Raw genomic sequence first — 22,659 nt, forward strand, 5'->3', positions numbered from 1 at the left:
CCATGACCTACACCGACTACGTGACCGGCGACCCGGTCGCCGACACCAAGGCCCCCTCCGGCCCGGTCCAGGAGCGCTGGGACACCCGCCGCTTCGAGGCCAAGCTGGTCAACCCGGCCAACCGGCGCAAGCACACCGTCATCGTCGTCGGCACCGGCCTCGCGGGCGGCTCGGCGGGCGCCACGCTCGCCGAACAGGGCTACCACGTCGTCCAGTTCTGCTACCAGGACTCCCCGCGCCGCGCCCACTCCATCGCGGCGCAAGGAGGCATCAACGCGGCGAAGAACTACCGCAACGACGGCGACTCCGTGCACCGGCTGTTCTACGACACCGTCAAGGGCGGCGACTTCCGGGCCCGCGAGTCCAACGTGCACCGCCTGGCGCAGATCTCGGTGGAGATCATCGACCAGTGCGTGGCCCAGGGCGTGCCCTTCGCCCGCGAGTACGGCGGGCTGCTGGACACCCGTTCCTTCGGCGGCGTCCAGGTCTCCCGCACCTTCTACGCCCGCGGCCAGACCGGACAGCAGCTGCTGCTGGGCGCCTACCAGGCGCTGTCCCGGCAGATCGCGGCCGGGAACGTGGAGATGCACCCGCGCACCGAGATGCTCGACCTGATCGTGGTCGACGGCCGGGCGCGCGGCATCGTCGCCCGCGACCTGATCACCGGGAAGATCGACACCTACTTCGCGGACGCGGTGGTGCTGGCGAGCGGCGGCTACGGCAACGTCTTCTACCTGTCGACCAACGCCATGAACTCCAACGCCACCGCCATCTGGCGGGCGCACCGGCGCGGCGCGCTGTTCGCCAACCCCTGCTTCACCCAGATCCACCCCACCTGCATCCCGCGCACCGGCGACCACCAGTCCAAGCTGACGCTGATGAGCGAGTCGCTGCGCAACGACGGCCGTATCTGGGTGCCGAAGGCGGAGGGCGACACCCGTCCGCCCCAGGAGATCCCCGAGGACGAGCGGGACTACTACCTGGAGCGGATCTACCCCTCCTTCGGCAACCTGGTCCCGCGCGACATCGCCTCCCGCGCCGCCAAGAACGTCTGCGACGAGGGGCGCGGGGTCGGACCCGGCGGCCAGGGCGTCTACCTGGACTTCTCCGACGCCGTCGCGCGCATGGGCCGCAAGGCGGTGGAGGCCAAGTACGGCAACCTCTTCGACATGTACCAGCGGATCACCGACGAGGACCCGTACGAGGTCCCGATGCGGATCTACCCCGCCGTGCACTACACGATGGGCGGGCTCTGGGTCGACTACGACCTCCAGACCACCGTCCCCGGTCTCTTCGCCATCGGTGAGGCCAACTTCTCCGACCACGGCGCCAACCGGCTCGGCGCCTCCGCGCTGATGCAGGGCCTGGCCGACGGCTACTTCGTGCTGCCGGCCACCCTCAACGACTACCTGGCCCGCCACCCGCACCAGGAGCCGCTGACCGACGGGCACCCCGAGGTGCAGGAGGTGCTGGCCGAGACCGAGGACCGGGTCAACCTGCTCCTCGCCGTCGACGGCGACCGCACCCCCGACTCGTTCCACCGTGAACTCGGCGAGCTGATGTGGGAGTTCTGCGGCATGGCCCGCAACGCCGAGGGCCTGCGCAAGGCGCTCGCCGAGATCCCCCGTATCCGCGAGGAGTTCTGGCGCCGGATCAAGGTTCCCGGCACCGGCGAGGAGTTCAACCAGTCGCTGGAGAAGGCGAACCGCATCGTCGACTACCTCGAACTGGCCGAGCTGATGTGCCTCGACGCCCTGCACCGCGCCGAGTCCTGCGGCGGCCACTTCCGCGAGGAGTCCCAGACCCCGGACGGAGAGGCGGCCCGGCACGACGACGAGTTCGGCTACGCGGCCGCCTGGGAGTTCACCGCCACCGGCGAGGCCCCTGTCCTGCACAAGGAAGACCTGGTCTTCGAGTACGTCCACCCCACCCAGCGGAGCTACGCATGAGGCTCACCCTGCGCGTCTGGCGCCAGCGGAACGCCGACACCGACGGCGCCATGTCCACCTACGAGGTGGACGGCATCTCGCCCGACATGTCCTTCCTGGAGATGCTGGACGTCCTGAACGAACGGCTCATCCTCGAGGGCGAGGACCCCGTCGCCTTCGACCACGACTGCCGCGAGGGCATCTGCGGCGCGTGCAGCCTCGTCATCAACGGCGACGCCCACGGCCCCGAGCGCACCACCACCTGCCAGCTCCACATGCGGTCCTTCCGCGACGGCGACACCATCGACATCGAGCCCTGGCGGGCCGCCGCCTTCCCGGTGATCAAGGACCTGGTGGTGGACCGGTCCGCCTTCGACCGGATCATCCAGGCCGGCGGCTATGTCACCGCGCCCACGGGCGCCGCCCCGGAGGCGCACGCCACGCCGGTGCCCAAGCCGGACGCCGACTTCGCCTTCGAGCACGCGGAGTGCATCGGCTGCGGGGCCTGCGTGGCGGCCTGTCCCAACGGCGCCGCGATGCTGTTCACCTCGGCCAAGGTCAACCACCTGAACGTCCTCCCGCAGGGCGCCCCCGAGCGGGAGACCCGGGTGCTGGACATGGTGGCCCAGATGGACGCGGAGGGCTTCGGCGGCTGCACCCTGGCCGGCGAATGCGCCACCGCCTGCCCCAAGGGAATCCCGCTGTTCTCCATCACCGGCATGAACAAGGAGTGGCTGCGCGCCACCCGCAAGGCGGGCAAGCGGTAGCCGCCCCAGCAGACGTTCGCCGAAGGGGGCGGACGGGCGGGGCCGGGAGTGGTGCTCATCCCCGGCCCCGTCTGCTGTGTTCCGGGGGTCAGATACGGCGGACCGTGTGCAGGGACGTCGCGTAGGTGCCGGTGCCGTCCAGGAGGGACGCGCCGCCGAGGTCGGACATGGTGGGACCGTCGGCCGTCTTCCGGCTGGACAGGAAGCGCCGCTTGCCGTCGGCGTCCGGGCCGAGGTAGATCCCGACGTGGTCCACGGTCACCGTCGCGTGGTCGTCGCTGGAGTCGGCGTTGAACAGCACCAGGTCGCCGGGCTGGAGCAGCGCGGCGGCGGGCGGGGTGGTGCCGGTCGTCCGGTCGACGACGACACCGGGCGCGTAGTCGACGATGTCACGTGACTTGCGCGGTATCCGCGTCCCCGAGGTGTCCGCGCCGGCCGCCAGCGGAACGCCCAGGTGGTAGCCGTAGACCATCCGCGTGTAACCGGAGCAGTCCAGATTGCCGGCCTGCTTGCTGGAGGGCCCGGTGTAGGTGCCGTCGGGGAAGGTCCAGCCCACGTTCATGTACTCGTGGAAGTCGGCGCCCTCGTAGCGGTAGCCCTGCGGGTCCAGGTAGCCGTACCCGGACTCGCCCAGCACCTGCTTGCCCCGCGCGGGGCCGTCCCCGGCGGTGACCGCCGGGGCGCCGCCGAGGAACATCGCGGCGTACGCGAGCACGTCCGGTGCCGTCGACCCGGCCCAGCCGCGCACCGTGCGCTCCAGGTCGGCCGTCCAGGTGCCGTCGAAGGGCTCGGGCAGCACGCGCACCCAGTCGCCGTGGGTGACGGTCGGCGGGGTGTCCCAGTTCGCCGCGTCCACCTCGAAGCGGCTCACCTGGAGTCTCACCGGCAGGTTGGTGCAGCCCTGGTTGGCCAGCGCGCGCAGGCCCACCCGGCCCGCGCCGAAGGCGGAGTCCGTGACGTCCACCGCCCAGCCGGACGGCTCCGCCGTGCTCGTCCGCCATGCCTTGACCCTGATCCGGGTGCCCTCCCGGCGCACCCGGACCGTGAAGTCGGTGCCCGCCGGGACGCCGGTGGCGAGGGTGGCGGCCGTGGCGAGCTGGGTGACCGTGTCGGCGACCTCCTTCTCGACCCGCAGCTCCACCGCGCCGCTGGTCAGGAAGGAGAGCCGGGCGCGGTAGTTGTTGTGGGTGTCCTGGTAGCCGAAGGAGAGCGCGTAGGAGCACGCCTGGCCGGTGGGCACCTTGTCGAAGCGTGCGGTGGCGCGCACGTCCACATCGGCGATCCGGTCGTCCCGCAGGGTCGCGTGGCGGCTGGCGTAGTCGGTGGTCAGGGCGATGACGCCGGTGCCGGGCAGCACCGAGTAGTCGGTGTCGGCCGGGCCCAGCGTGGACCAGCTCCCGCCGCCCGGCGAGGTCCCCCAGTACGAGCGGTCGGCGGCCGGGAGCGAGGTGTCCGGCAGGGTGCGCCCGAAGTCGTCCACGAAGGGCCGCTTGTTCTCGGCGAACGTTCTGCGAGGGCCCGGCACCAGCACGGTCCGCGCGCCCCGGGTGAGCAGGGCGACCCGTCTGCCGCCGCTGGTTATCTCGGTGCGGGCCGGGGTGCCGGGCAGCACGGTGGCGGTGAGCGGTGTCGTGAGGGTGACCTGGGAGAAGTAGGAGGCGTCCAGCGGCGGCAGGGTCACCGAGGAGCGGGCCGAGGTCAGCCCGGCCGGGGCGGGCAGCGGGTCCACGGGCGTGGGCAGGGCGTCGGCCCGCGCGGGGGCGGTGGCCAGGGCGCCCAGGGGCAGAGAGGCGGCGGTGACGGCGAAGGCGGCCAGCAGACCGCGGCGCGAAGTGTGGATCATGAGACGCATGATCCCGTATCCGGCCGCGCACACGACCGCGTCCGGCGCGGATCGGCTCCGAACCGGACGCGGACGCAGGTGTGGTGGGGTTCCGCGGGTCCTAGGACTGCGGCGGGTTGTCGCGGTGCTGCTGGGAGCCGAACTGGTCCCTCAGCTTGTCCTGAGCGGTGTCGACCTGGGACTGGTGCTTGTTGCCGGTCCGCTGGTCGAGGTAGTCGCCGCCCCTGTCGATGCCCTTGTCGGTCATGTCTTCGTGACCCTTGAGCATTCCCTTGATCTTGTCCATAAAGGACATGGCAGCCCTCCTGGTCGCTTGAGGCTTCCCCTCCCAGGGTCACCGTCCCTGCCCGGGTTCGCATCTTGAGCGCCCGGCGGGCGTCGCGGCCGCCCTACAGTGGGTCTGTGGCTCACAGCAGCGAACGTCCGGTGACCGTGTTCGACCTCGACAACACCCTCGCGGACACCGCGCACCGCCAGCACTTCCTCAAGCGGCACCCGCGCGACTGGGACGGCTTCTTCGCCGCCGCGCCCCTCGACCCGCCGCTCGCCGAGGGCGTGGCGATGGCCCGTACCGCCGCTCGTACCTGCGACATCGTGTACCTCACCGGCCGCCCCGAGCGGTGCCGCCGGGACACCCTGGACTGGCTCGCCCTGCACCAACTCCCGGACGGGGAGCTGCACATGCGGCCGGGCCAGGACCGCAGGCCGGCCCGCACCACCAAGCTGGAGATCCTGCGCGGGCTCGCCCGGCGGCGGGAGGTGCTGGTCGTGGTGGACGACGACGAGCTGGTCTGCGACGCGGCCGAACGGGCAGGATTCGCCGTCGTACGGGCCCGCTGGGCCGAGTCCTCGGCCGCGCTGGAGCAGGCCCAGGAGCAGGAGGGGCGGACCTGAGGGGAGCCGGCTCAGACGGCTCAGACGTCCTCCAGGCGGAAGCCCACCTTCAGGCACACCTGGTACTTCTCGATCCGCCCGTTCTCGATCTGCCCCCGCACCTGGGTGACCTCGAACCAGTCCAGGTTGCGCAGGGTCTGGTCGGCACGGCCGATGGCGTTGCGGATGGCCTGGTCGACACCGTCGTTGGAGGTGCCGACGATCTCGCTGACCCGGTAGGTGTGGTTCGACATGGGCGGGTGCTCCTCTTCGCGGTACGGCAGGATGACGGCGCCCGGCTGCCCGGATCGAGCCGGTTTGTCGCGCCGTAATCCACCGTGCCGCATCCCCGCCCGGCGCGCGAGACGTCGCCCGCCGGGCGGGGAGTGGCCGGCCCCCGGTCGGCCGTCGGTCAGCGCGCCACGCTGAGCGACAGCGCGAACCGGTCCTCGGAGTCGGTCCACCAGTGGGTCAACTCCAGCCCCGCCTTATCCAGTTCGGCGGCGACGCCCTCCCGGCGGAACTTCGCCGAGACCTCGGTGCGCATCTCCTCACCGGCCGCGAAATCCACGACCATGCCGAGCGCCGGGATCTTCACCGTCTGCGCGGTACGCGAGCGCAGCCGCATCTCGATCCACTCCCGCTCGGGGTCCCAGCGGGCCACGTGGTCGAAGGCGTCCGGGTCGAAGTCGGCGCCCAGCTCCCGGTCGACCACGCTGAGCACGTTCTTGTTGAACGCGGCGGTCACCCCGGACGCGTCGTCGTACGCCCGGACCAGCACCGCCTCGTCCTTGACCAGGTCGGTGCCGAGCAGCAGCCCGTCGCCCGGCGCCAGCATGGCCCGCACGCCGGCCAGGAAGTCGGACCGCTCGGCCGGCAGCAGGTTGCCCAGCGTGCCGCCGAGGAAGGCGACCAGCCGGGGACCGGGCGTCTCGGGCAGCGTCATCGGCTGGGTGAAGTCCGCGATCAGCGCGTGCACCGCGAGACCGGGCCGCTCCCCGGTGAGCGCCTGCCCCGCCTGCACCAGCGCGCTCTCGCTGACGTCGACCGGGACGTACGCCTCCAGCGAGGTCAGCGCGTCGATGAGAAGGCGGGTCTTGGTGGAGGAGCCCGACCCCAGCTCGATCAGGGTGCGCGCGCCGCTGGCCGCCGCGATCTCGCCGGAACGGTTCTGGAGGATCTCCCGCTCGGCCCGGGTCGGGTAGTACTCGTCCAGCTCCGTGATCCGCTCGAACAGCTCGCTGCCGCGCGCGTCGTAGAACCACTTGGGCGGCAGCGTCTTGGGGTCGGTGGAGAGGCCGTCGAGGACGTCGGCGCGCAGCGCGGCGTCGGTCGCGTCCTCGGGGAGGGTGCGGGTCACGTGCAGGCTCACGTGCAGGGCTCCTTCGGTGACACGGACACGAGGTCCTCGACGGGGTCGAGCCGTACCTCGGTACGGCTCGCGGTGACCACGGTGCGGTCGGGGACCTCCCGCCACAGCGGTTCGTCGTCGTACGGCTCGGAGGCGACGATCACGGCGTGTCCCGGCTCCGCGCGGTACCAGAGGCTGTCGCCCCAGGCGGTCGCGGTGACGGTGTCGCCGTCGGTCAGCAGCAAGTTGAGACGGGAGGCGGGCGCGGCCTCGGCCAGTTGGCGTACGGCTCCGGCGAGGGCGTGCTCCGCAGCCTCGCCCGACCTGAGCCGGTGCAGGACCAGCGCCCAGACGAACGCCGAGTCGGTGCGCGCCTGGAGCGACAGCACATCGACCGGGGGCAGCAGGGAGACCAGCGGCGCGGCCGCGTCGGGCCAGCCGGCGACCGCACCGTTGTGGCTGAACAGCCAGCGCCCCGAGGCGAACGGCGCCGCCGCGGCCTCCGCGTCCGCGCCGGTCAGCGTGGCGTCGCGCACGGCGGCCAGCACCGCGCCCGAGCGGACCACACGGGCCAGGTCCAGCAGCGACTGGTCCGCCCAGATCGGCCCGGAGCGCCGGTAGCGGGCCGGCACCGGGTCGCCGTCCGCGTACCACCCCACCCCGAACCCGTCGGCGTTCACCGTGCCGTTGCGCTGGTGCCGGGGCGCCCAGGACTGCCGGTACAGGCTGTGCGGCGGGTCCAGCAGCAGGTGCTTCAGCGGCTGCTCGGGGCCGAGGTAGGCCAGGTGGCGGCACATCAGTCGGACTCCGAGCGGGCGGTGCGGAACCCGGCGAAGATCTGCCGCCGTATCGGATAGTCCCAGTTGCGGAACGTGCCCCGGCAGGCCACCGCGTCCACGGCGAAGGAACCGCCACGCATGATCTTGTAGTCCGGCCCGAAGAACACCTCCGAGTACTCCCGGTACGGGAACGCGGCGAACCCCGGATACGGTTCGAGGTCGCTCGACGTCCACTCCCAGACGTCCCCGATCAACTGCCGTACCCCGAGCGGTGATTCACCGGCCGGGTAGCTGCCGACGGGGGCGGGGGAGAGGTGCCGCTGGCCCAGGTTGGCGTGCTCCGGGCCCGGGTCGGCGTCGCCCCACGGGTAGCGGGTGGAGCGGCCGGTGGCCGGGTCGTGCCGGGCCGCCTTCTCCCACTCCGCCTCGGTGGGCAGCCTGCGCCCGGCCCAGCGTGCGTACGCGTCCGCCTCGTACCAGGACACGTGCAGCACCGGCTCCTCGGGCGGCACCACCTCGGTGACCCCGAACCGGCGCCGCAGCCACTGGTGGCCCTCCCGGCGCCAGTACAGCGGCGCCTTCAGGGAGTTGCGCCGTACGTGCGCCCAGCCCTCCGGGGTCCACCAGCGCTCGGTGTCGTAGCCGCCGTCCGCGATGAACGCCTGGTAGGCCGCGTTCGTCACCGGCACCGTGTCGATCCAGTACGGCGCCACCTCCCGTACGTGCGCCGGGCGTTCGTTGTCCAGCGCCCAGGGCTCGGTGGAGGTGCCCATGGTGAACGGGCCGCCGGGGACCCGGACTTCGGCCGGGCCGGTGTAGGGCGGCACCGGGTCGTGCGCGGGCGCGGTCAGCGCGGCCGGGCCGGTGCGGAGCTGATGGGTGATCAGCATCGTCTCGTCGTGCTGCTGTTCGTGCTGGGCGATCATCCCGAAGGCGAACCCCGCCTCGGTGAGCCGGCTGCCGCCCTCGAAGTCGGCGCCCTCCAGCAGGTCCAGCGCCCGCCCGCGCACCTCGGCCGCGTACTTCCGCGCCTCCTCGGGCGGGAGCAGCGGCAGCGAGGGGCGTTCGGAGCGCGGGTGCTCGAAGGCGTCGTACAGCACGTCGATGTCGGGCCGCATCGCCTCCCGGCCGCCGACGTTGCGCAGCAGCCACAGCTCCTCCTGGTTGCCGATGTGCGCGAGATCCCAGACCAGGGGCGACATCAGCGGGGAGTGCTGGGCGGTGAGGTCAGGGTCCTCGACGCAGCTGGTCAGCAGGGTGGTGCGGTCGCGGGCGGTGACCAGCGAGGCGAGCAGCCGCTCGCGCAGCGTCTCGGTGCCGGCCGCCGTCGTCCCGCTCTCCTGGGCGGTCATGAGCGGATGTCCTTCCTCGCGTGGGGGGTCGGGTCCGTGGCGCCGGCGCCGGCCAGCAGGTCGTCGGCCGGGCAGCGGCCCCGCAGGACGTACCGGTCCAGATACCCCGCCACCGCGTCCGACACCTCGGGCGTGGCACCGAGCCGGGGCAGCGCCGCCAGCGCCGCCGTGAAGCAGGCGGTGGCGGCCTCCCGCAGCCCCGGGTCGGCGAGGCCGAGCCGGGCGGCGTCCGACCACAGCGGGTTGTGCGGGGCCGGCCGGTCCACCGCGCGCTCGGTCAGCGGCTTCACCGCCCGGTGCGCGGTCTCGGTGGCCTCCGGGTCGTCGAAGAGGGCCGCCGTCACCGCGAGCGGCACGATCCAGCCGTCGTCACCGGGCTGCGCGTCGATCATCCGCAGCTCCAGATGGCCGCGCGGGCGCACCGGCGGGAACAGCGTGGTCAGGTGGTAGTCGAGATCCGCGCGGGTCGGCGGGCGCGGGGCGCTTGTCCGGGTCCACTCGCGGAAGGTCAGCCCCTCCGGCACGTCCCAGGGACCCTCGTCGCGGCGGACGCACATCACCGGGGAGTCCAGCACGTGCCGGGCCCAGTCGGCCCGTGGTTCGCCGTCGGTGGGGGGAGCCCCGGCCCGGCCGGGGCCGATCTCCATCCAGTGCAGCTGGCGGGTGGACTGCCAGCCGGTGGGCCGGCGCGAGGTCAGCGGGGAGTTGGCGAACGCGGCCACCAGGACCGCGCCGAGCTGGTGCGCCAGCCACCAGCGCCGTTCGTAGCCCAGCGGGCCCGGCTCCTCGTACCCGGCGTCCACGCAGACCTGCACGGAGGCCGAGGTGCACATCATGTGGCGGCCGGCCCGGCCGGTGCGGTCCAGGCACGCCTCCATGGCGTCGTAGCGGGGTTCGCGCAGGAAGCGGCGGGGCTCCTGCCAGGGATCGTGGCCCACACCGAGGAGGGCCAGGCCGTGCCCGGCGAGGACCTTGCGGACCGAGGTCAGGTCGGCGGAGACGGAGTTCACGCACTCCATCAAGGAAGAGGCGGGCAGCGAGCTGAGCTCCAGCTGACCGCCGGGCTCGACCGTGAGCGGCGAGTCCAGGGGGACGGTGCGCACGGCCGCATGGGCCGCTTCGAGCCGTTCGGGGGTTACGGGGAGCCAGGGGCGCTCGGGGTCACGGACCAGCCACTCCACCTCCACCCCGAGCGTGCGGGGCGGGCCGGTCTTGAAGCAGATGCCCCGGACCAGGGCGTCCACTTCCGCCTCGGTGACCGCAGCGCGGTGCCGGGTGCAGTCGTGCTTGGTGCAGTGGTGCTCCGTACAGTCACCACTCGATGCGTCAGACATGTCGGGTTTCTCCTGGGATTCCAGCGTGCCGACGGAGCCCGGCCGGGGGTGTGCCGGGCAGAGACGCATTCCACCCAAGACCCTCGCACCGAATCGCACAAGAGCGCCCGATGGGACGTCCGGGATCGTTCATCTCCGTCTCCTCGCGCGTTTCCTCCCGTACCGGGTGACCGGTTCCGGGCGCCTTCGCGGCACCCCACCAGCATGACCCCGGCGGCGCGTGGGGGCACGGCGGGGAGAGCGCCGGGCGGCGGCGGTTCGGGCAGCTCAGGAGGTACGGGGGCGGTGCGGGCGGAGCTGCTCCGACCGGGTGAGTCCGCCATGGGCGCGCGGAAGGCCCGCCCCGGCTCGGGGCGGGCCTTCGTCCGCGGTGCCCGCTCGGCGGTCAGGTCCAGCCGTAGCGCTCGTAGAGCCGCTGCCGGACCAGGTTGAAGCGCATCCGGTCCAGCGCGCACGCCTCCCGGCGCATGCCGTCGTCGTGCAGCCGCAGCACCCGTTCCACGGACACCCAGGAGTCGCGGCCGGTGCGGTCCCAGGGGCCCTGGCCTATCGCCACCCACTCCCGCTCGCCGTCGTGCTCCTTGCTGGACAGCTGGACGGCGAGGAAGGTGCCGGCGGCCTCCCGGGCGACGACCAGCACCGGGCGGTCCTTGCCCCGCCCGTCGTTCTCCTCGAAGGGCACCCAGGTCCAGACGATCTCGCCCGGATCGGGGTCGCCGTCCCGCTCGGGCGTGTACTCGGTGGCCACCGCGCCGACCTCGCGCGGGTCGGCCTCGGTGGTGGCGTGGGGGCCGAAGCGGCCGGGGACGTTCTCTTCGCTGTACGTGCTCACGCCGTGCACCCTAACGGCCGGACAACGGCCCCTCGGACCCCGGGGTTTGCTCGGTTCGGTCGCCGAGCAGCCGCTTCAGCCAGCCCAGTTGGGCCGCACGGGCCGCCCTCGACAGGGCAGCCTGGGGCGCCAGGGCGTCGAAACCGTGGAACCCGCCCGGCCAGACGTGGAGTTCGGCCACCCCGCCGCTCCGCCAGATCCGGGACGCGTACTCCACCACCTCGTCGCGGAACGTCTCCGCCGAGCCCACGTCGAGGAAGGCCGGGGGCAGTCCGGCGAGGTCGGTGGCGCGGGCGGGGGCGGCGTACGGGGAGACGTCCGGGCCGCCCCGGCGCTCGCCCAGCAGGGCGTTCCAGCCGGTCTCGTTGGCGGTGCGGTCCCAGACGCCGATGCCCGCCATCTGGTGGGCGGCGGGGGTGTCGTTGCGGTCGTCCAGCATCGGGTACCTGAGCAACTGGCCAAGCACGGGCGGCCCTTGGCGGTCCCGCAGCATCAGGGCCACGGCGGCCGCCAGGCCGCCGCCCGCGCTGGCGCCCGCGAGGACGATCCGCTCCGGGTCACCGCCCAGCTCCTTCGCGTGCTCCGCCGTCCACAGCAGCCCGGCGTGGACGTCCTCCACCGGCGCCGGATGCGGATGCTCGGGGGCGAGGCGGTACTCCACGGAGACGACCACCGCGCCGCCCAGGTCCAGCGCGAGGGAGAGGGCCGCGTCCACGCCCGCGCGGTTGGTGCCGAGGATCATGCCGCCGCCGTGCACGTAGTAGATCACCGGCAGCCGGGCTTCCGGCCCGGTGCCGGCGGGGCGGCAGAGGTACAGGGAGACGTCCGGGGCGCCCGGCGGCCCCGGCACCTCGCGGTCCTCCACCTCGAAGGCGCCGTCCAGCGTGAGGTCCAGCGAGCCGAACACGTCCATGGCCGACTCCTCCCGCGCCGCCTTGATGCCGTCCGGGGTCAGACCCGGCTCCATCGTGTCCTTGAACGGTTCCAGGGCGGCGGCGAGTTCCGGGTCGAACGGCGGCGGGTCCATGGTCATGATCGTGCGCCTTCCCTCGCTCGCGGACGATTCACCCCTTCAGGATCGGTGCGCGGGCGCCCCGGCGCAGGTTCCCGGCGCGTCCTTGTGCACGGCTTGACTTCGAGGGCACTCCAATTCGTAGCGTTCCGGGTATGAGCACTCCTGTACAGCACAAGATCGGTTCGGGCTTCGGCGCGGACAGCACCGCCGACGACGTCCTGCGGGGCATCGACCTCACCGGCAAGCTGGCGATCGTCACCGGCGGCTACTCCGGGCTCGGCCTGGAGACCACCCGTGCGCTGGCCAAGGCCGGCGCCCACGTCGTCGTCCCGGCCCGGCGCCCCGCCGCGGCCCGGGAGGCGCTGGCCGGGATCGAGAACGTGGAGGTCGACGAGCTCGACCTCGGCGACCTGGACAGCGTGCGCGCCTTCGCCGAGCGGTTCCTGGCGTCCGGCCGGAGCATCGACTTCCTCATCGACAACGCCGGGATCATGGCCTGCCCGGAGACGCGGGTCGGGCCCGGCTGGGAGACCCAGTTCGCCACCAACCACCTCGGCCACTACGCCCTGGCGGGCCGGCTCTGGCCGGCGCTCGCCTCCGGTGACGGCGCCCGCGTCGTCTCGGTGTCCTCGCGCGGCCACCACCTCTCGCCGGTTCGCTGGGACGACGTCCAGTGGACCGAGGGCTACGACAAGTGGCAGGCGTACGGCCAGGCCAAGACGGCCAACGCCCTGTTCGCCCTCCAGCTGGACACCCTGGGCCGGGACTCCGGGGTCCGGGCCTTCTCGCTGCACCCCGGCGGCATCATGACCCCGCTCCAGCGGCACCTGCCCAAGGAGGAGATGGTCGAGCGCGGCTGGATCGACGAGCAGGGCAACCCGCTGAACCCCGCCGGCTTCAAGACCCCGGAGCAGGGCGCCGCCACCCAGGTCTGGGCCGCGACCTCGCCCCGGCTCGACGGCCTGGGCGGGCTCTACCTGGAGGACTGCGACGTCGCCGAGCCCGCCCCCGAGGACGGGACCTGGGCCGGCGTCAAGGACTGGGCCACCGACCCGGAGCAGGCGGCCCGCCTGTGGACGCTGTCGGCGGAGCTGACGGGTGTGGACGCGTTCGCGAAGTAGCCGCCCGCGCACGCGCCGAGGGCCGGGGTCCACTGGACTCCGGCCCTCGGCGCGTGCGGCGGATCAGGCGGCGACGACGTCGCCGACGGTGCCGTGGAGGCGGGTGACGACCTCGGTGAGCTGGCCGGCGACCTCGGCGTCGTCGGACGGGTGGGTCTCGGCGAAGCGGGTCACGGAGCCGGGGATGGAGAGCTTGATGTCCTCGATCACCTTGCCGCCGGCGATGCCCACGGCCTTGCGGGTGTCGTCCTGCGCCCACACGCCGCCGTACTGGCCGAAGGCGGTGCCGATGACGGCGACGGGCTTGCCGCCGAAGGCGCCGGCGCCGTACGGGCGGGACAGCCAGTCGATGGCGTTCTTCAGCACGGCCGGCATCGTGCCGTTGTACTCGGGGGAGAACACGAGGAACGCGTCGGCGGCCTGGGCGGCGGCACGCAGCTCGGCGGCGGCGGCCGGGACCTGGCCCTCGATGTCGGTGTCCTCGTTGTAGAACGGCACGTCGGCCAGACCCTCGTAGATCACGACCTCGGCGCCCTCGGGGGCGAGCTTGGCGGCCGCCTCGGCGAGCTGACGGTTGTGCGAACCGGCGCGGAGGCTGCCGACGAGCGCGAGGATGCGAACGGACATGAGGTACTCCAAGGGGTGGTGAAACACGCTGGAAACGATCCGGACCGGGGTCCGTTTAATTTTCTACCACCATAACCGGACCGGGGTCCAGTTCTGTTCCCCATGCTTTACGCTGTCTTCATGTCCAGCGCCCTGCCGCCCTGCCCGCAGCCACAGGAGCCCGTCGACACACCCCGTCTGCTGGAGGTCGGCACCGGCCCCCAGGACCCGTGCCTGCGCGCAGACGCCGCCCGCAACCGCGCCCGCCTGCTGGAGGCCGCCACCCGGCTGATCGCCGAGCACGGAGTGGCCGGGGTGACCATGGAGGCCGTCGCCGCCGCGGCCCAGGTCGGCAAGGGCACCGTCTTCCGGCGCTTCGGCGACCGCACCGGACTGCTCACCGCCCTGCTGGACCACTCCTCCGCCCGGCTCCAGGCCGACTTCCTCGCCGGCCCGCCCCCGCTGGGCCCCGGCGCACCCCCGCGTGAACGGCTGCACGCCTTCGGTGTCGCCGTGCTCCACCTCTGCGCCGACCAGCTCGACCTGCAACTGGCCGCGCTGCCCGAGCCCACCCGGCGCCATCAGCACCCCTCCACCCAGGCCATGCGCGCCCATCTGCTGGTCCTGCTGCGCCAGCTGCTGCCCGGCGAGGACTGCGAACTCCTCGCCCCGGTCCTGCTGGCCTACCTGGACCCGGCCCTCATCCACCATCTGACCCGCCAGCTCGGCATGCCGATGGCGCGGGTGGAGGCCGGCTGGTGCGATCTGGCCGACCGGATCACTGCTGCCCGGCCCACGGCTGATGCCCGCCGAACATCGCCGCCAGCCGCTCCGGCGCGTCGGGCTGGAACAGCGTCCCGCCCATGAGCCTGGAGTCGGCGGCCGAGTGCTCGGCGCGCGGGAACATCCGCTCCTCGTAGGCGGTGAGCGCGGCCCCGGTGTCGCCGGGGTGGGCGAGCAGGGCGCGGGCCAGGTCGGCGCCGTCGATCAGGGCCAGGTTGGCGCCCTCGCCGGCGAACGGGGACATCAGGTGGGCCGCGTCCCCGAGGAGTGTGACGCCCGGCGTTCGCGGCCAGCGGTGGCCGACCGGGAGGGCGTGGATACGGCGCGGCACCAGGGGGGCGTCGGTGTCCGCGACCAGGGCCCGCAGATCCTCGTGCCAGCCGTCGAACTCCTTGAGGACCGCGTCCGCCGCCCCCTCGGTGTCGGTGAAGTCGATGCCGTCCAGCCACTCCTCCGGCGCCTCGACCGCCGCGTACACGTGCAGGCTGCCGTCCGGCTCCCGGTGGGCGAGGAAGCCGCGCCCGGCGCCGAGCGCGAACAGCATGCCGCCGCCGACCACTTCGGCGCTCGCCGGGTGCCGGGTGTCGGCCGCGTGGAGGTCGGACTCGACGAAGGACATGCCGGTGTAGGCGGGGACCGCGTCCGACAGCAGGGGCCGTACCCGCGACCAGGCGCCGTCCGCGCCGATGAGCAGGTCGGTGGTGAAGGCGGTGCCGTCGGCGAGCGTCACCTCGTGCCGGCCGCCGTCCAGCGCACGTGCGCCGGTCACCTTGGCACCCCAGCGGACGAGCCCCTCGGGCAGTGACTCCAGCAGCAGCGCGCGCAGTTCACCCCGGTCGATCTCCGGGCGGCCGCCCGTGCCGTCGTCCGCCTGCGACCAGTGCACCTCGGCGTGCCGGTCCAGCACCCGGGTGGCCTGGCCGCCCACGTGGACCCGCCCGAGGAACGCCTCGTGCAGCCCGGCCGCGCGCAGCGCCTCCTGCCCGGTGTCGTCGTGGATGTCGAGCATCCCGCCCTGGGTACGCGCATCGGCCGACGGATCGAGGTCGAACACCGCCGCCTCGACGCCGTGCTTGTGCAGCACCCGCGCGAGCATGAGCCCGCCGAGTCCGGCGCCGATCACGGCTGTCGGGTGGTGCGTCGTTGTTCCGGTCATGGCAGTCTCCTGGTGGCTCATTCGGGTACGGCGGTCCGCTCGATGCCGTTGATCAAGGTCTGGAAGGCCCACGAGAGCCGGTTCTCGGGCGTGCCCGAGAGCAGCACGTCGGCGCTGCCCGCGATGTGCGGGTGGGTCCGCTCGGACACCGTGCGCAGGGTGCCGATCAGGTTCCGCCAGTCGTCCGCCGGTTCCTCACCGGCGTGCTCGGCGGCGGTCGCGGTGGCGTGCTGGAGCAGCATGTCGACACCCCAGGCCGCCCGCTCGCGCGGCACGCCGCCCTCGGCGAGCAGCCCGAGGAGGGTCTCGATCAGGTTCAGGTAGTGCGGCCCGCTGGGCCGCGCGGTCAGCGCGGAGCGCGCCAGCTCGGGGTGGTCCAGCAGCATCGCCGTACACGACGTGAGCACCTGCTCCAGGCGCTCGCGCCAGGTGCCCCCGGCGGGGGCGGGCGGGAGGGTGCCGAGCAGTTCGTCCAGTACGGCCGCGTGCAGCTCGTGGGTGTCGCGGACGTAGACGTAGAGGGAGGCGGGGCCGGTGTCGAGTTCCTGCGCCAGCCGCCGCATCGTCACCTTGCGCAGCCCCTCGGCGCGCAGGACGGTCAGCGCGGCGGCCACGATGCCCTCGCGGGTGAGGGCGGGCTTGGCGGGGCGCTCCCTGCGGGAGCCGGGGGGAGGTGGTGTCATGGCTCGACAGTAACGAACATGTTCGCTCCGAACAAGTTCGTGGCGAACATGTTCGTCGTTAGGTGTCGCGCCGCGCTTTCGTCCAGTCCTGTACGACCTCGCCCCGCCCGAAGCCGTCCCCGCCGCCTCTGCCAGGATGCGCCCTGTCATGGTGCAGATACCGAACACGCCCACGAGTGCCGACGTGGCCCGCCTGGCGGGCGTCTCGCGCGCGACCGTGTCCTACGTCCTCAACGACACCGACGCCGTACGGATCAGCGAGCCCACCCGCCGCCGGGTCCACGCCGCCGCCCGCGAACTCGGGTACGTGCCGCACGCGGCTGCCCGCACCCTCCGCGCCGGGCACAGCCGGATGGTCCTGATGCCCGCCCCGGCCGTCCCGGTGGGCCCCCTCTACCACCGCTTCCTCGGCGAGCTCCAGGCCGCCCTCGGCCGCCTCGACTACACCGTCGTCCAGCACGGCGCCGTCGGCCAGGGCGACGAAGCCGCCCGCGCCTGGGCCGAGTTACGCCCCGTCGCCGTCCTCGCCCCCGGCTCCGGACTCGGCTCGCACGGGGTTGCGGTGCTCAAACGGGCCGGCGCCCGCGCCGTGGTGACCCTCGGCCCCACGCGCGTCGAGGGCGCGCACGCCCTGCTGATGGACCACACCGTCGTCGGCCACCGCGCCGCCGCCCACCTCCACGACCGGGGGCGCCGCCGCATCGGCGTGATCCTCCCCGAGGAACCCGGCCTCGAGTTCTTCTCCCGCCCCCGCCTCACCGGCGTCCGCCGCGCCCTCACCGGCACCGACGCGACGGTGACCGCGCTGCCGCTCGCGTACACGGAACGGGCGGCCAGTGAACTGGCCGCCCGTCTGCCCGACTTGGGTCTCGACGCCGTCTTCGCCTACAACGACGAGTACGCGATGCTCCTGATGCGCGCCCTGGAGGACGCGGGACTGCGCGTGCCGGAGGACATCGCGGTCGTCGGCGCGGACGACCTGATGCTCGGCCGCCTGCTACGGCCCCGGCTCAGCACCGTCCGCCTGGAACTGCCCTCCGGCCGCGAACTCGCCGGACTGGTCGACCACGCCGTACGCCACCCCGGCGCCGAACCCGAGGTCCGCACCGTGCTGGACGCCACGCTGGTCCACCGGGCGTCGAGCTAGTCTCACTCGCCGCCGGGCTGCTGACCCTGACCCTTGCCCTCCTGGGCCGCGATGTCCTTGCGGACCTCGTTCATGTCCAGCTTGCGGGCCTGGTCGATGACGTCTGTGAGCGCGGGCTCGGGCAGCGCGCCCGGCTGCGCGAAGATCGCCACCTGATCGCGGACGATCATCAGCGTGGGGATCGACTGGATGCCGAACGCCTGCGCCAGTTCCGGCTGCGCCTCGGTGTCGACCTTGGCGAACACCAGATCGGGGTTCGCCTCGGCCGCCTTCTCGTACACCGGCGCGAACTGCTTGCACGGTCCGCACCAGTCGGCCCAGAAGTCGATGAGGACGAACTCGTTGTCCGCCACCGTCTGGTCGAAGTTCTCCTTGGTCAGCTCCACGGTGCCGCTCATGGTGTGATCCCTCTTCCTGGTGTGGAGGTAGTGCCACCGGCGGAAACATGTCCGCCAGGGTGCCTATTCCGGGCAGTGGTGCCCCGCCTACCCTGCATCGGTCCCCTACAGCTTCCCTTCAAGGAAACCTTTCGGCATTCCCGCGCCCCGGATCATGTGGCCCCCAGGGCTCCCACCCACCACACTGGCCGCATGACGGAAACGGAAACCATCGCGTACGACGTCGTGGTGCTCGGGGCCGGGCCCGTGGGGGAGAACGCCGCCGACCGCGCCCACGCGGCCGGGCTCAGCACCGCCATCGTGGAAAGCGAGCTGGTGGGCGGCGAGTGCTCGTACTGGGCCTGCATGCCCAGCAAGGCGCTGCTCAGGCCGGTCATCGCCCAGGCCGACGCCCGCCGCCTGCCCGGCCTCGCCCCCGCGAACCAAGGCCCGCTCGACGCCGGGGCGGTGCTCGCGCGCCGCGACGACTTCGCCTCGCACTGGAAGGACGACGGCCAGGTCCAGTGGCTGGACGGCGCCGGGATCGCTCTGTACCGGGGCCACGGCCGCCTCGCCGGACCCCGCGCGGTCACGGTGACCGCAGAGGACGGCACGGTCACCACGCTCACCGCCCGGCAGGCGGTCGTCGTCGCCACCGGCACCCGCGCCCAGCTCCCCGGCCTGCGCGGACTCGACGACGTACGGCCCTGGACCAGCCGGGAGGCGACCAGCGCGCGGACGGCGCCGGGGCGGCTGATCGTGGTCGGCGGCGGTGTCGTCGCCGCCGAGATGGCCACCGCCTGGCAGGCGCTCGGCTCGCGGGTCACGTTGCTGGTCCGGGGCAAGGGCCTGCTCAGCCGGATGGAACCGTTCGCCGGGGAACTGGTCGGCGAGGCGCTCGCCGAGGCGGGCGTGGACGTGCGCACCGGCACCTCGGTGGAGTCCGTCACCCGTGAGAACGGCACCGTCGTGGCCGTCACCGGCGACGGCGAGCGCATCGAGGCCGACGAGATCCTGTTCGCCACCGGCCGCGCCCCGCAGACCGACGACATCGGCCTGGACACCGTCGGCCTCGAACCCGGCTCCTGGCTGGAAGTGGACGACACCCTCCTGGTCCCCGGCACCGACTGGCTCTACGGGGTCGGCGACGTCAACCACCGGGCGCTCCTCACCCACCAGGGCAAGTACCAGGCCCGCATCGCCGGATCGGTCATCGCGGCCCGCGCGTCGGGCACCCCGCTGGACGAGGCGCCTTGGGGAGCCAACGTGGCCACCGCCGACCACCACGCCGTGCCCCAGGTCGTCTTCACCGACCCCGAGGTGGCCGCCGTCGGGCTCTCCCTCGCGGAGGCCGAGCAGGCCGGACACCGGGTCCGCGCGGTCGACGTCGACTTCGCCTCGGTCGCGGGCGCGAGCCTGTACGGCGACGGCTACAAGGGGCGCGCCCGCATGGTGGTCGACCTGGACGAGGAGATCCTGCGCGGGGTCACCTTCGTCGGGCCGGGCGTCGAGGAACTCGTCCAGTCGGCGACCGTCGCGGTCGCCGGCCAGGTGCCGCTGGACCGGCTGTGGCACGTGGTGCCGCCGTTCCCGACGCTCAGCGAGGTGTGGCTGCGGCTGCTGGAGGCTTACCGGGACAACTGAGGCTCGCCTCAGGGGAGTTCGAAGCCCAGTGCCTCGGCCGCGGCCTCCGGTGCGGGCTGCGCCCAGCGGGCCGCCACCGCCTCGTTGGTCGACAGCGAGCGGAGTTCGGCGCGGTCGAGGTACAGGGTGCCATTGAGATGGTCCGTCTCGTGCTGCACGATCCGGGCGGGCCATCCGGCGACCACCTCGTCCAGTTCGCGCCCCGTCTCGTCCTGCCCGCGCAGCCGGACCCGCGCGGGCCGGGTCACCACGGCCTGCCAGCCGGGCACGCTCAGGCAGCCCTCGAAGAACGACGCGCGCTCGGCGCCCTCCGGCTCGTACGACGGATTGACCAGCACCCGGAAGGGCTGGGGCACCCGGCCCCGGACCACCGCGATCTCCTCCGGCACCGGTGCCGGGTCCTCGATCACGGCGATCCGCAGCCCCACCCCGACCTGCGGCGCGGCGAGCCCCACACCGGGGGCCGCGTGCATGGTGTCGCGCAGGGCCGCCACGAAGCGCGTGAGCAGTTCGGGGGCGAGCTGGCCGTCGTACGGCTCGGCCGGGCGGCGCAGTACCGGGTGCCCGGCCGCGACGATGGGCAACGGACCGCCGGCCGCGAGGAGTTCGGCCACCCGCTCGGCCAGGGGAGCGTGATCACTGACAGGTGTCATCGCGCCAGGATGCCACGCCGGCCTGCACAGAAGAGGGGCGCGCCGCACCAACGGCCGGTGCGAAACCGGCCGTTCACGCGACGCGCCCCCGGGGCTCACTCCTGCGGGAAGTCACCCGCGAGGGCGGCGGCGATCCGCAGATGCGGCGCGGCCTCCTCGTGGCGGGACTGGCGCTCCAGAGTGCGGCCCAGCATCAGCCGGGCGTAGTGCTCCACCGGGTCCCGCTCCACGATGATCCGCAGCTCCGCCTCGGCGCGGTTCAGCTGGGCGGAGTGGTAGTAGGCACGGGCCAGCAGCAGCCGGGGCGCGGTCTGCTCCGGAACCTCCTCGACCAGCCCGGTGAGCACACGGGCCGCGTTCGTGTACTCCTTGGCGTCGAAGAACATCCCCGCCCGCTCCCAGCGCTCGGCGGCGGTGCCGTGGTCGTAGTACATGGTGTCCACCTGAGACCTCCTTCGGCGAGTACAGCGCCCCACTGTTGTTGAATATTCCACCAAAGCTGGGGGTGTCGCCGGAGGCCGTCGCGGAGGCAATATCGTCGGTGTCCCGCTTGTCCACCTGACCCGGAAGGAACGAACGAGATCATGCGCGTCATCGCGGCCCACGGCCCGCTGGAGGCGATCGGATGACCGGCGCCGCAGCTCCCGTACTGGTGCACACCGTCGGCCGGGCAGCTCACCTCACACTCAACCGCCCCGAGGCGCTCAACGCGCTGAACCACGTCATGGTCGGGCTCATCGACGGAGCGCTCACCGAGTGGGAGCGGGACCCGACCGTGAAGACGGTGGTCGTCACCGGGGCGGGCGCGCGGGGTCTGTGCGCGGGCGGCGACATCCGCGCCGTCCACGACGACGCCCGCGACGGCGACGGCAGGGCTTCGGCGGAGTTCTGGCGGGACGAGTACCGGCTCAACGCCCGGATCGCCCGCTGTCCCAAGCCGTACGTGGCCGTGATGGACGGCATCGTGATGGGCGGCGGGGTCGGCATCTCCGCGCACGGCAGCGTGCGGATCGTCACCGAGCGGTCCCGGATCGCCATGCCCGAGACCGGTATCGGCTTCGTCCCGGACGTGGGCGGCACCTACCTGCTGTCCCGGGCCCCCGGCGAGCTGGGCACCCACCTCGCGCTCACCGGCGCGCAGATCGGGGCGGGGGACGCGCTGCTGTGCGGGCTCGCCGACCACTACGTACCGTCCGAGGCGCTTCCCGACCTCGTGGCCGATCTCGACGCCCGCGAGGTGGCGGAGGTGCTCGACCGGCACGGGCGTCCGGCCCCGGAGGGCGAGCTGGCAAGCGCACGGGAGTGGATCGACGCCTGCTACACCGCCGACACGGTCGAGGAGATCATCGACCGGCTGCGGGAGCACGGCGCGCCCGAGGCGAAGGCGGCCGCCGACACCCTGCTGACCCGGTCACCCACCGCGCTGAAGATCACCCTGGCCGCCCTCCGCCGCGCCCGCCGGCTCGGGACGCTGGAGGAGGTCCTCGACCAGGAGTACCGCGTCTCCTGCGCGGCTCTGACCAACCCCGACCTGGTGGAGGGCGTCCGGGCCCAGATCATCGACAAGGACCGCTCGCCGCGCTGGTCGCCCGCGACCCTGGCGGAGGTCACCGACGTGGAGCGGTTCTTCGCCCCGCTCGGCGAGCGGGAACTCGGACTGGGGGACGCCCCTCACTCCGGGTGAGCCACCGCCTTCTTCTGGAGTTCCACCGCCGTCAGCAGACCGAGGGCCGGCTCCGCCTTGCGCAAGGCCCGCAGGGCGGCCATCGAGGCGATGTCACCGGCGAAGCCGGCGTCGGCCAGCCGGGCGCGGACCCAGCGGGCGCACAGCGCGTCCTCGGAGGCGGCGGCGGTGGACTCCACGAGCGCCACAGCCCGCTCCAGCCCCGGCCGCTCCTCCGGCGGCGCGTCCGCCAGCGCTGCGCGCACCGCCGCCAGAATCGCGTCCGAGTCCTTGAGCGGCAACACGAAGGCCCGGCCCGTGATGAGTCCCGTCATGGGGTCGATCCTTGCGCTGATATGCCCGTGCTGCCAAGGGACTTGAGGAGAGCCTGAGGCTGGGGGCCGTCAGCCGGCGTGGACCGACTCCACGCGGAAGAGGCGGGGCTGGACGTGGGTGGCGATGGTGGCTGCCTTGTCCATGTGGACCCTGGCCTCGGGGTCGGCCAGCATGGCGCGGTAGTGCTCCTCGGTCTCCCACTGGGCGTAGTTGACGACGCTCTCGCCGTCCAGGGAGGCGTGGAAGTTGGCGCAGATGAAGCCGGGCCGGTGCTTCATCGTCTCCTCCGTGGCGCGGGAGAGGAGGTCGACCAGCTCGACCTGGCGGTCCGGGGAGACGGTGAACACGTTGATGAGCGTGGCCACCGGGCGCGTGGTGTCGATGTGTGCGGTGAGGGTCATGCCGGAAGGCTCCCC

The 22,659-nt window shown here is 73.0% G+C and carries 25 protein-coding genes; 8 read left to right on the top strand and 17 right to left on the bottom strand.

The genetic code is table 11. The features are described from left to right. Positions 1-2 precede the first annotated feature (2 nt). Both D0Z67_RS26265 and D0Z67_RS26270 read left to right on the top strand, forming a co-directional pair. Positions 3-1,949 (top strand): fumarate reductase/succinate dehydrogenase flavoprotein subunit, encoded by a 1,947-nt coding sequence (locus tag D0Z67_RS26265; RefSeq protein WP_031182134.1) that lies wholly within the window; start codon positions 3-5, stop codon positions 1,947-1,949. Next, complete coding sequence (locus D0Z67_RS26270) at positions 1,946-2,695, top strand: succinate dehydrogenase/fumarate reductase iron-sulfur subunit (protein WP_031182135.1); 750 nt, start codon at positions 1,946-1,948, stop codon at positions 2,693-2,695. The genes D0Z67_RS26265 and D0Z67_RS26270 overlap by 4 nt, the downstream gene beginning before the upstream one ends. Positions 2,696-2,783: 88 nt before the next feature. Here the strand turns inward: D0Z67_RS26270 and D0Z67_RS26275 are convergent, their stop codons facing one another. Next, positions 2,784-4,538, bottom strand: coding sequence for an NlpC/P60 family protein (locus tag D0Z67_RS26275; protein WP_031182136.1), 1,755 nt, complete (start codon positions 4,536-4,538; stop codon positions 2,784-2,786). A 100-nt stretch (positions 4,539-4,638) separates the two neighbouring features. After that, entirely contained in the window at positions 4,639-4,833 is a 195-nt protein-coding gene (locus D0Z67_RS26280) for an antitoxin (RefSeq protein WP_031182137.1), read from the bottom strand. Positions 4,834-4,940: 107 nt separating this feature from the next. On the opposite strand from D0Z67_RS26280, the gene D0Z67_RS26285 reads away from it, so the two are divergent. After that, positions 4,941-5,432: a phosphatase domain-containing protein gene (locus tag D0Z67_RS26285; protein ID WP_031182138.1), complete on the top strand. Its 492-nt coding sequence runs from the start codon at positions 4,941-4,943 to the stop codon at positions 5,430-5,432. Between the two features lie 20 nt (positions 5,433-5,452). On the opposite strand, the gene D0Z67_RS26290 is transcribed toward D0Z67_RS26285, so the two are convergent. The 7 genes from D0Z67_RS26290 to D0Z67_RS26320 form a co-directional block, all read right to left on the bottom strand. After that, entirely contained in the window at positions 5,453-5,665 is a 213-nt protein-coding gene (locus tag D0Z67_RS26290; RefSeq protein WP_030817079.1) for a dodecin, read from the bottom strand. Positions 5,666-5,823: 158 nt separating this feature from the next. After that, complete coding sequence (egtD, locus tag D0Z67_RS26295) at positions 5,824-6,783, bottom strand: L-histidine N(alpha)-methyltransferase (RefSeq protein WP_031182139.1); 960 nt, start codon at positions 6,781-6,783, stop codon at positions 5,824-5,826. Then, the gene (gene egtC, locus D0Z67_RS26300) at positions 6,780-7,559 is read right to left on the bottom strand and encodes an ergothioneine biosynthesis protein EgtC (RefSeq protein WP_031182140.1); all 780 of its coding nucleotides are present in this window, start codon (positions 7,557-7,559) and stop codon (positions 6,780-6,782) included. Before egtC ends, egtD begins: the two co-directional genes overlap by 4 nt. Continuing rightward, the gene (gene egtB, locus D0Z67_RS26305) at positions 7,559-8,893 is read right to left on the bottom strand and encodes an ergothioneine biosynthesis protein EgtB (RefSeq protein ID WP_031182141.1); all 1,335 of its coding nucleotides are present in this window, start codon (positions 8,891-8,893) and stop codon (positions 7,559-7,561) included. Before egtB ends, egtC begins: the two co-directional genes overlap by 1 nt. Continuing rightward, positions 8,890-10,227 carry an ergothioneine biosynthesis glutamate--cysteine ligase EgtA gene (gene egtA, locus D0Z67_RS26310; protein ID WP_031182142.1) on the bottom strand — a complete coding sequence of 446 codons (1,338 nt, stop codon included), beginning with the start codon at positions 10,225-10,227 and terminating at the stop codon, positions 8,890-8,892. Before egtA ends, egtB begins: the two co-directional genes overlap by 4 nt. 385 nt (positions 10,228-10,612) lie before the next feature. Beyond that, positions 10,613-11,059, bottom strand: a complete 447-nt coding sequence (locus D0Z67_RS26315) for a type II toxin-antitoxin system PemK/MazF family toxin (RefSeq protein ID WP_031182143.1) — start codon at positions 11,057-11,059, stop codon at positions 10,613-10,615. A 10-nt stretch (positions 11,060-11,069) separates the two neighbouring features. Next, positions 11,070-12,092: an alpha/beta hydrolase gene (locus D0Z67_RS26320; protein WP_051887842.1), complete on the bottom strand. Its 1,023-nt coding sequence runs from the start codon at positions 12,090-12,092 to the stop codon at positions 11,070-11,072. 134 nt (positions 12,093-12,226) lie between these two features. On the opposite strand from D0Z67_RS26320, the gene D0Z67_RS26325 reads away from it, so the two are divergent. Then, a complete protein-coding gene (locus D0Z67_RS26325) occupies positions 12,227-13,195 on the top strand; it encodes an SDR family NAD(P)-dependent oxidoreductase (RefSeq protein WP_031182145.1) in 969 nt (322 codons plus the stop codon). A gap of 63 nt (positions 13,196-13,258) precedes the next feature. Here D0Z67_RS26325 and D0Z67_RS26330 read toward each other — a convergent pair whose 3' ends face one another. Continuing rightward, the gene (locus D0Z67_RS26330) at positions 13,259-13,822 is read right to left on the bottom strand and encodes an NAD(P)H-dependent oxidoreductase (protein ID WP_031182146.1); all 564 of its coding nucleotides are present in this window, start codon (positions 13,820-13,822) and stop codon (positions 13,259-13,261) included. Between the two features lie 102 nt (positions 13,823-13,924). Between D0Z67_RS26330 and D0Z67_RS26335 the strand changes: the two genes are divergently transcribed. Further along, on the top strand, positions 13,925-14,668 hold the full coding sequence (locus D0Z67_RS26335; protein WP_031182147.1) for a TetR/AcrR family transcriptional regulator: 744 nt from the start codon (positions 13,925-13,927) through the stop codon (positions 14,666-14,668). Here D0Z67_RS26335 and D0Z67_RS26340 read toward each other — a convergent pair. Next, a complete protein-coding gene (locus D0Z67_RS26340) occupies positions 14,580-15,740 on the bottom strand; it encodes an FAD-dependent oxidoreductase (RefSeq protein ID WP_031182148.1) in 1,161 nt (386 codons plus the stop codon). The genes D0Z67_RS26335 and D0Z67_RS26340 overlap by 89 nt on opposite strands. 17 nt (positions 15,741-15,757) lie before the next feature. Beyond that, positions 15,758-16,423 carry a TetR/AcrR family transcriptional regulator gene (locus D0Z67_RS26345; RefSeq protein WP_031182149.1) on the bottom strand — a complete coding sequence of 222 codons (666 nt, stop codon included), beginning with the start codon at positions 16,421-16,423 and terminating at the stop codon, positions 15,758-15,760. Positions 16,424-16,571: 148 nt separating this feature from the next. Between D0Z67_RS26345 and D0Z67_RS26350 the strand changes: the two genes are divergently transcribed. Then, positions 16,572-17,570 carry a LacI family DNA-binding transcriptional regulator gene (locus D0Z67_RS26350; RefSeq protein ID WP_031182150.1) on the top strand — a complete coding sequence of 333 codons (999 nt, stop codon included), beginning with the start codon at positions 16,572-16,574 and terminating at the stop codon, positions 17,568-17,570. 2 nt (positions 17,571-17,572) lie between these two features. Here the strand turns inward: D0Z67_RS26350 and trxA are convergent, their stop codons facing one another. After that, positions 17,573-17,968, bottom strand: a complete 396-nt coding sequence (trxA, locus tag D0Z67_RS26355; RefSeq protein WP_031182151.1) for a thioredoxin — start codon at positions 17,966-17,968, stop codon at positions 17,573-17,575. A 192-nt stretch (positions 17,969-18,160) separates the two neighbouring features. Here trxA and D0Z67_RS26360 point away from each other — a divergent pair, with 192 nt between their 5' ends. Then, positions 18,161-19,591, top strand: coding sequence for a dihydrolipoyl dehydrogenase family protein (locus tag D0Z67_RS26360; protein ID WP_031182152.1), 1,431 nt, complete (start codon positions 18,161-18,163; stop codon positions 19,589-19,591). 8 nt (positions 19,592-19,599) lie between these two features. On the opposite strand, the gene D0Z67_RS26365 is transcribed toward D0Z67_RS26360, so the two are convergent. Both D0Z67_RS26365 and D0Z67_RS26370 read right to left on the bottom strand, forming a co-directional pair. Beyond that, positions 19,600-20,244, bottom strand: a complete 645-nt coding sequence (locus tag D0Z67_RS26365) for a peptide deformylase (RefSeq protein WP_031182153.1) — start codon at positions 20,242-20,244, stop codon at positions 19,600-19,602. 95 nt (positions 20,245-20,339) lie between these two features. After that, entirely contained in the window at positions 20,340-20,687 is a 348-nt protein-coding gene (locus tag D0Z67_RS26370; protein WP_031182154.1) for a tetratricopeptide repeat protein, read from the bottom strand. Positions 20,688-20,869: 182 nt separating this feature from the next. Here D0Z67_RS26370 and D0Z67_RS26375 point away from each other — a divergent pair, with 182 nt between their 5' ends. Next, on the top strand, positions 20,870-21,928 hold the full coding sequence (locus D0Z67_RS26375; protein ID WP_031182155.1) for an enoyl-CoA hydratase/isomerase family protein: 1,059 nt from the start codon (positions 20,870-20,872) through the stop codon (positions 21,926-21,928). On the opposite strand, the gene D0Z67_RS26380 is transcribed toward D0Z67_RS26375, so the two are convergent. Both D0Z67_RS26380 and D0Z67_RS26385 read right to left on the bottom strand, forming a co-directional pair. After that, the gene (locus tag D0Z67_RS26380; protein ID WP_031182156.1) at positions 21,916-22,242 is read right to left on the bottom strand and encodes a hypothetical protein; all 327 of its coding nucleotides are present in this window, start codon (positions 22,240-22,242) and stop codon (positions 21,916-21,918) included. The two genes, D0Z67_RS26375 and D0Z67_RS26380, sit on opposite strands and share 13 nt — an antisense overlap. A 69-nt stretch (positions 22,243-22,311) precedes the next feature. Further along, positions 22,312-22,644 carry an antibiotic biosynthesis monooxygenase family protein gene (locus D0Z67_RS26385; protein WP_031182157.1) on the bottom strand — a complete coding sequence of 111 codons (333 nt, stop codon included), beginning with the start codon at positions 22,642-22,644 and terminating at the stop codon, positions 22,312-22,314. Between the last annotated feature and the right edge of the window lie 15 nt (positions 22,645-22,659).

Source organism: Streptomyces seoulensis, assembly GCF_004328625.1.
Lineage (GTDB): Bacteria > Actinomycetota > Actinomycetes > Streptomycetales > Streptomycetaceae > Streptomyces > Streptomyces seoulensis.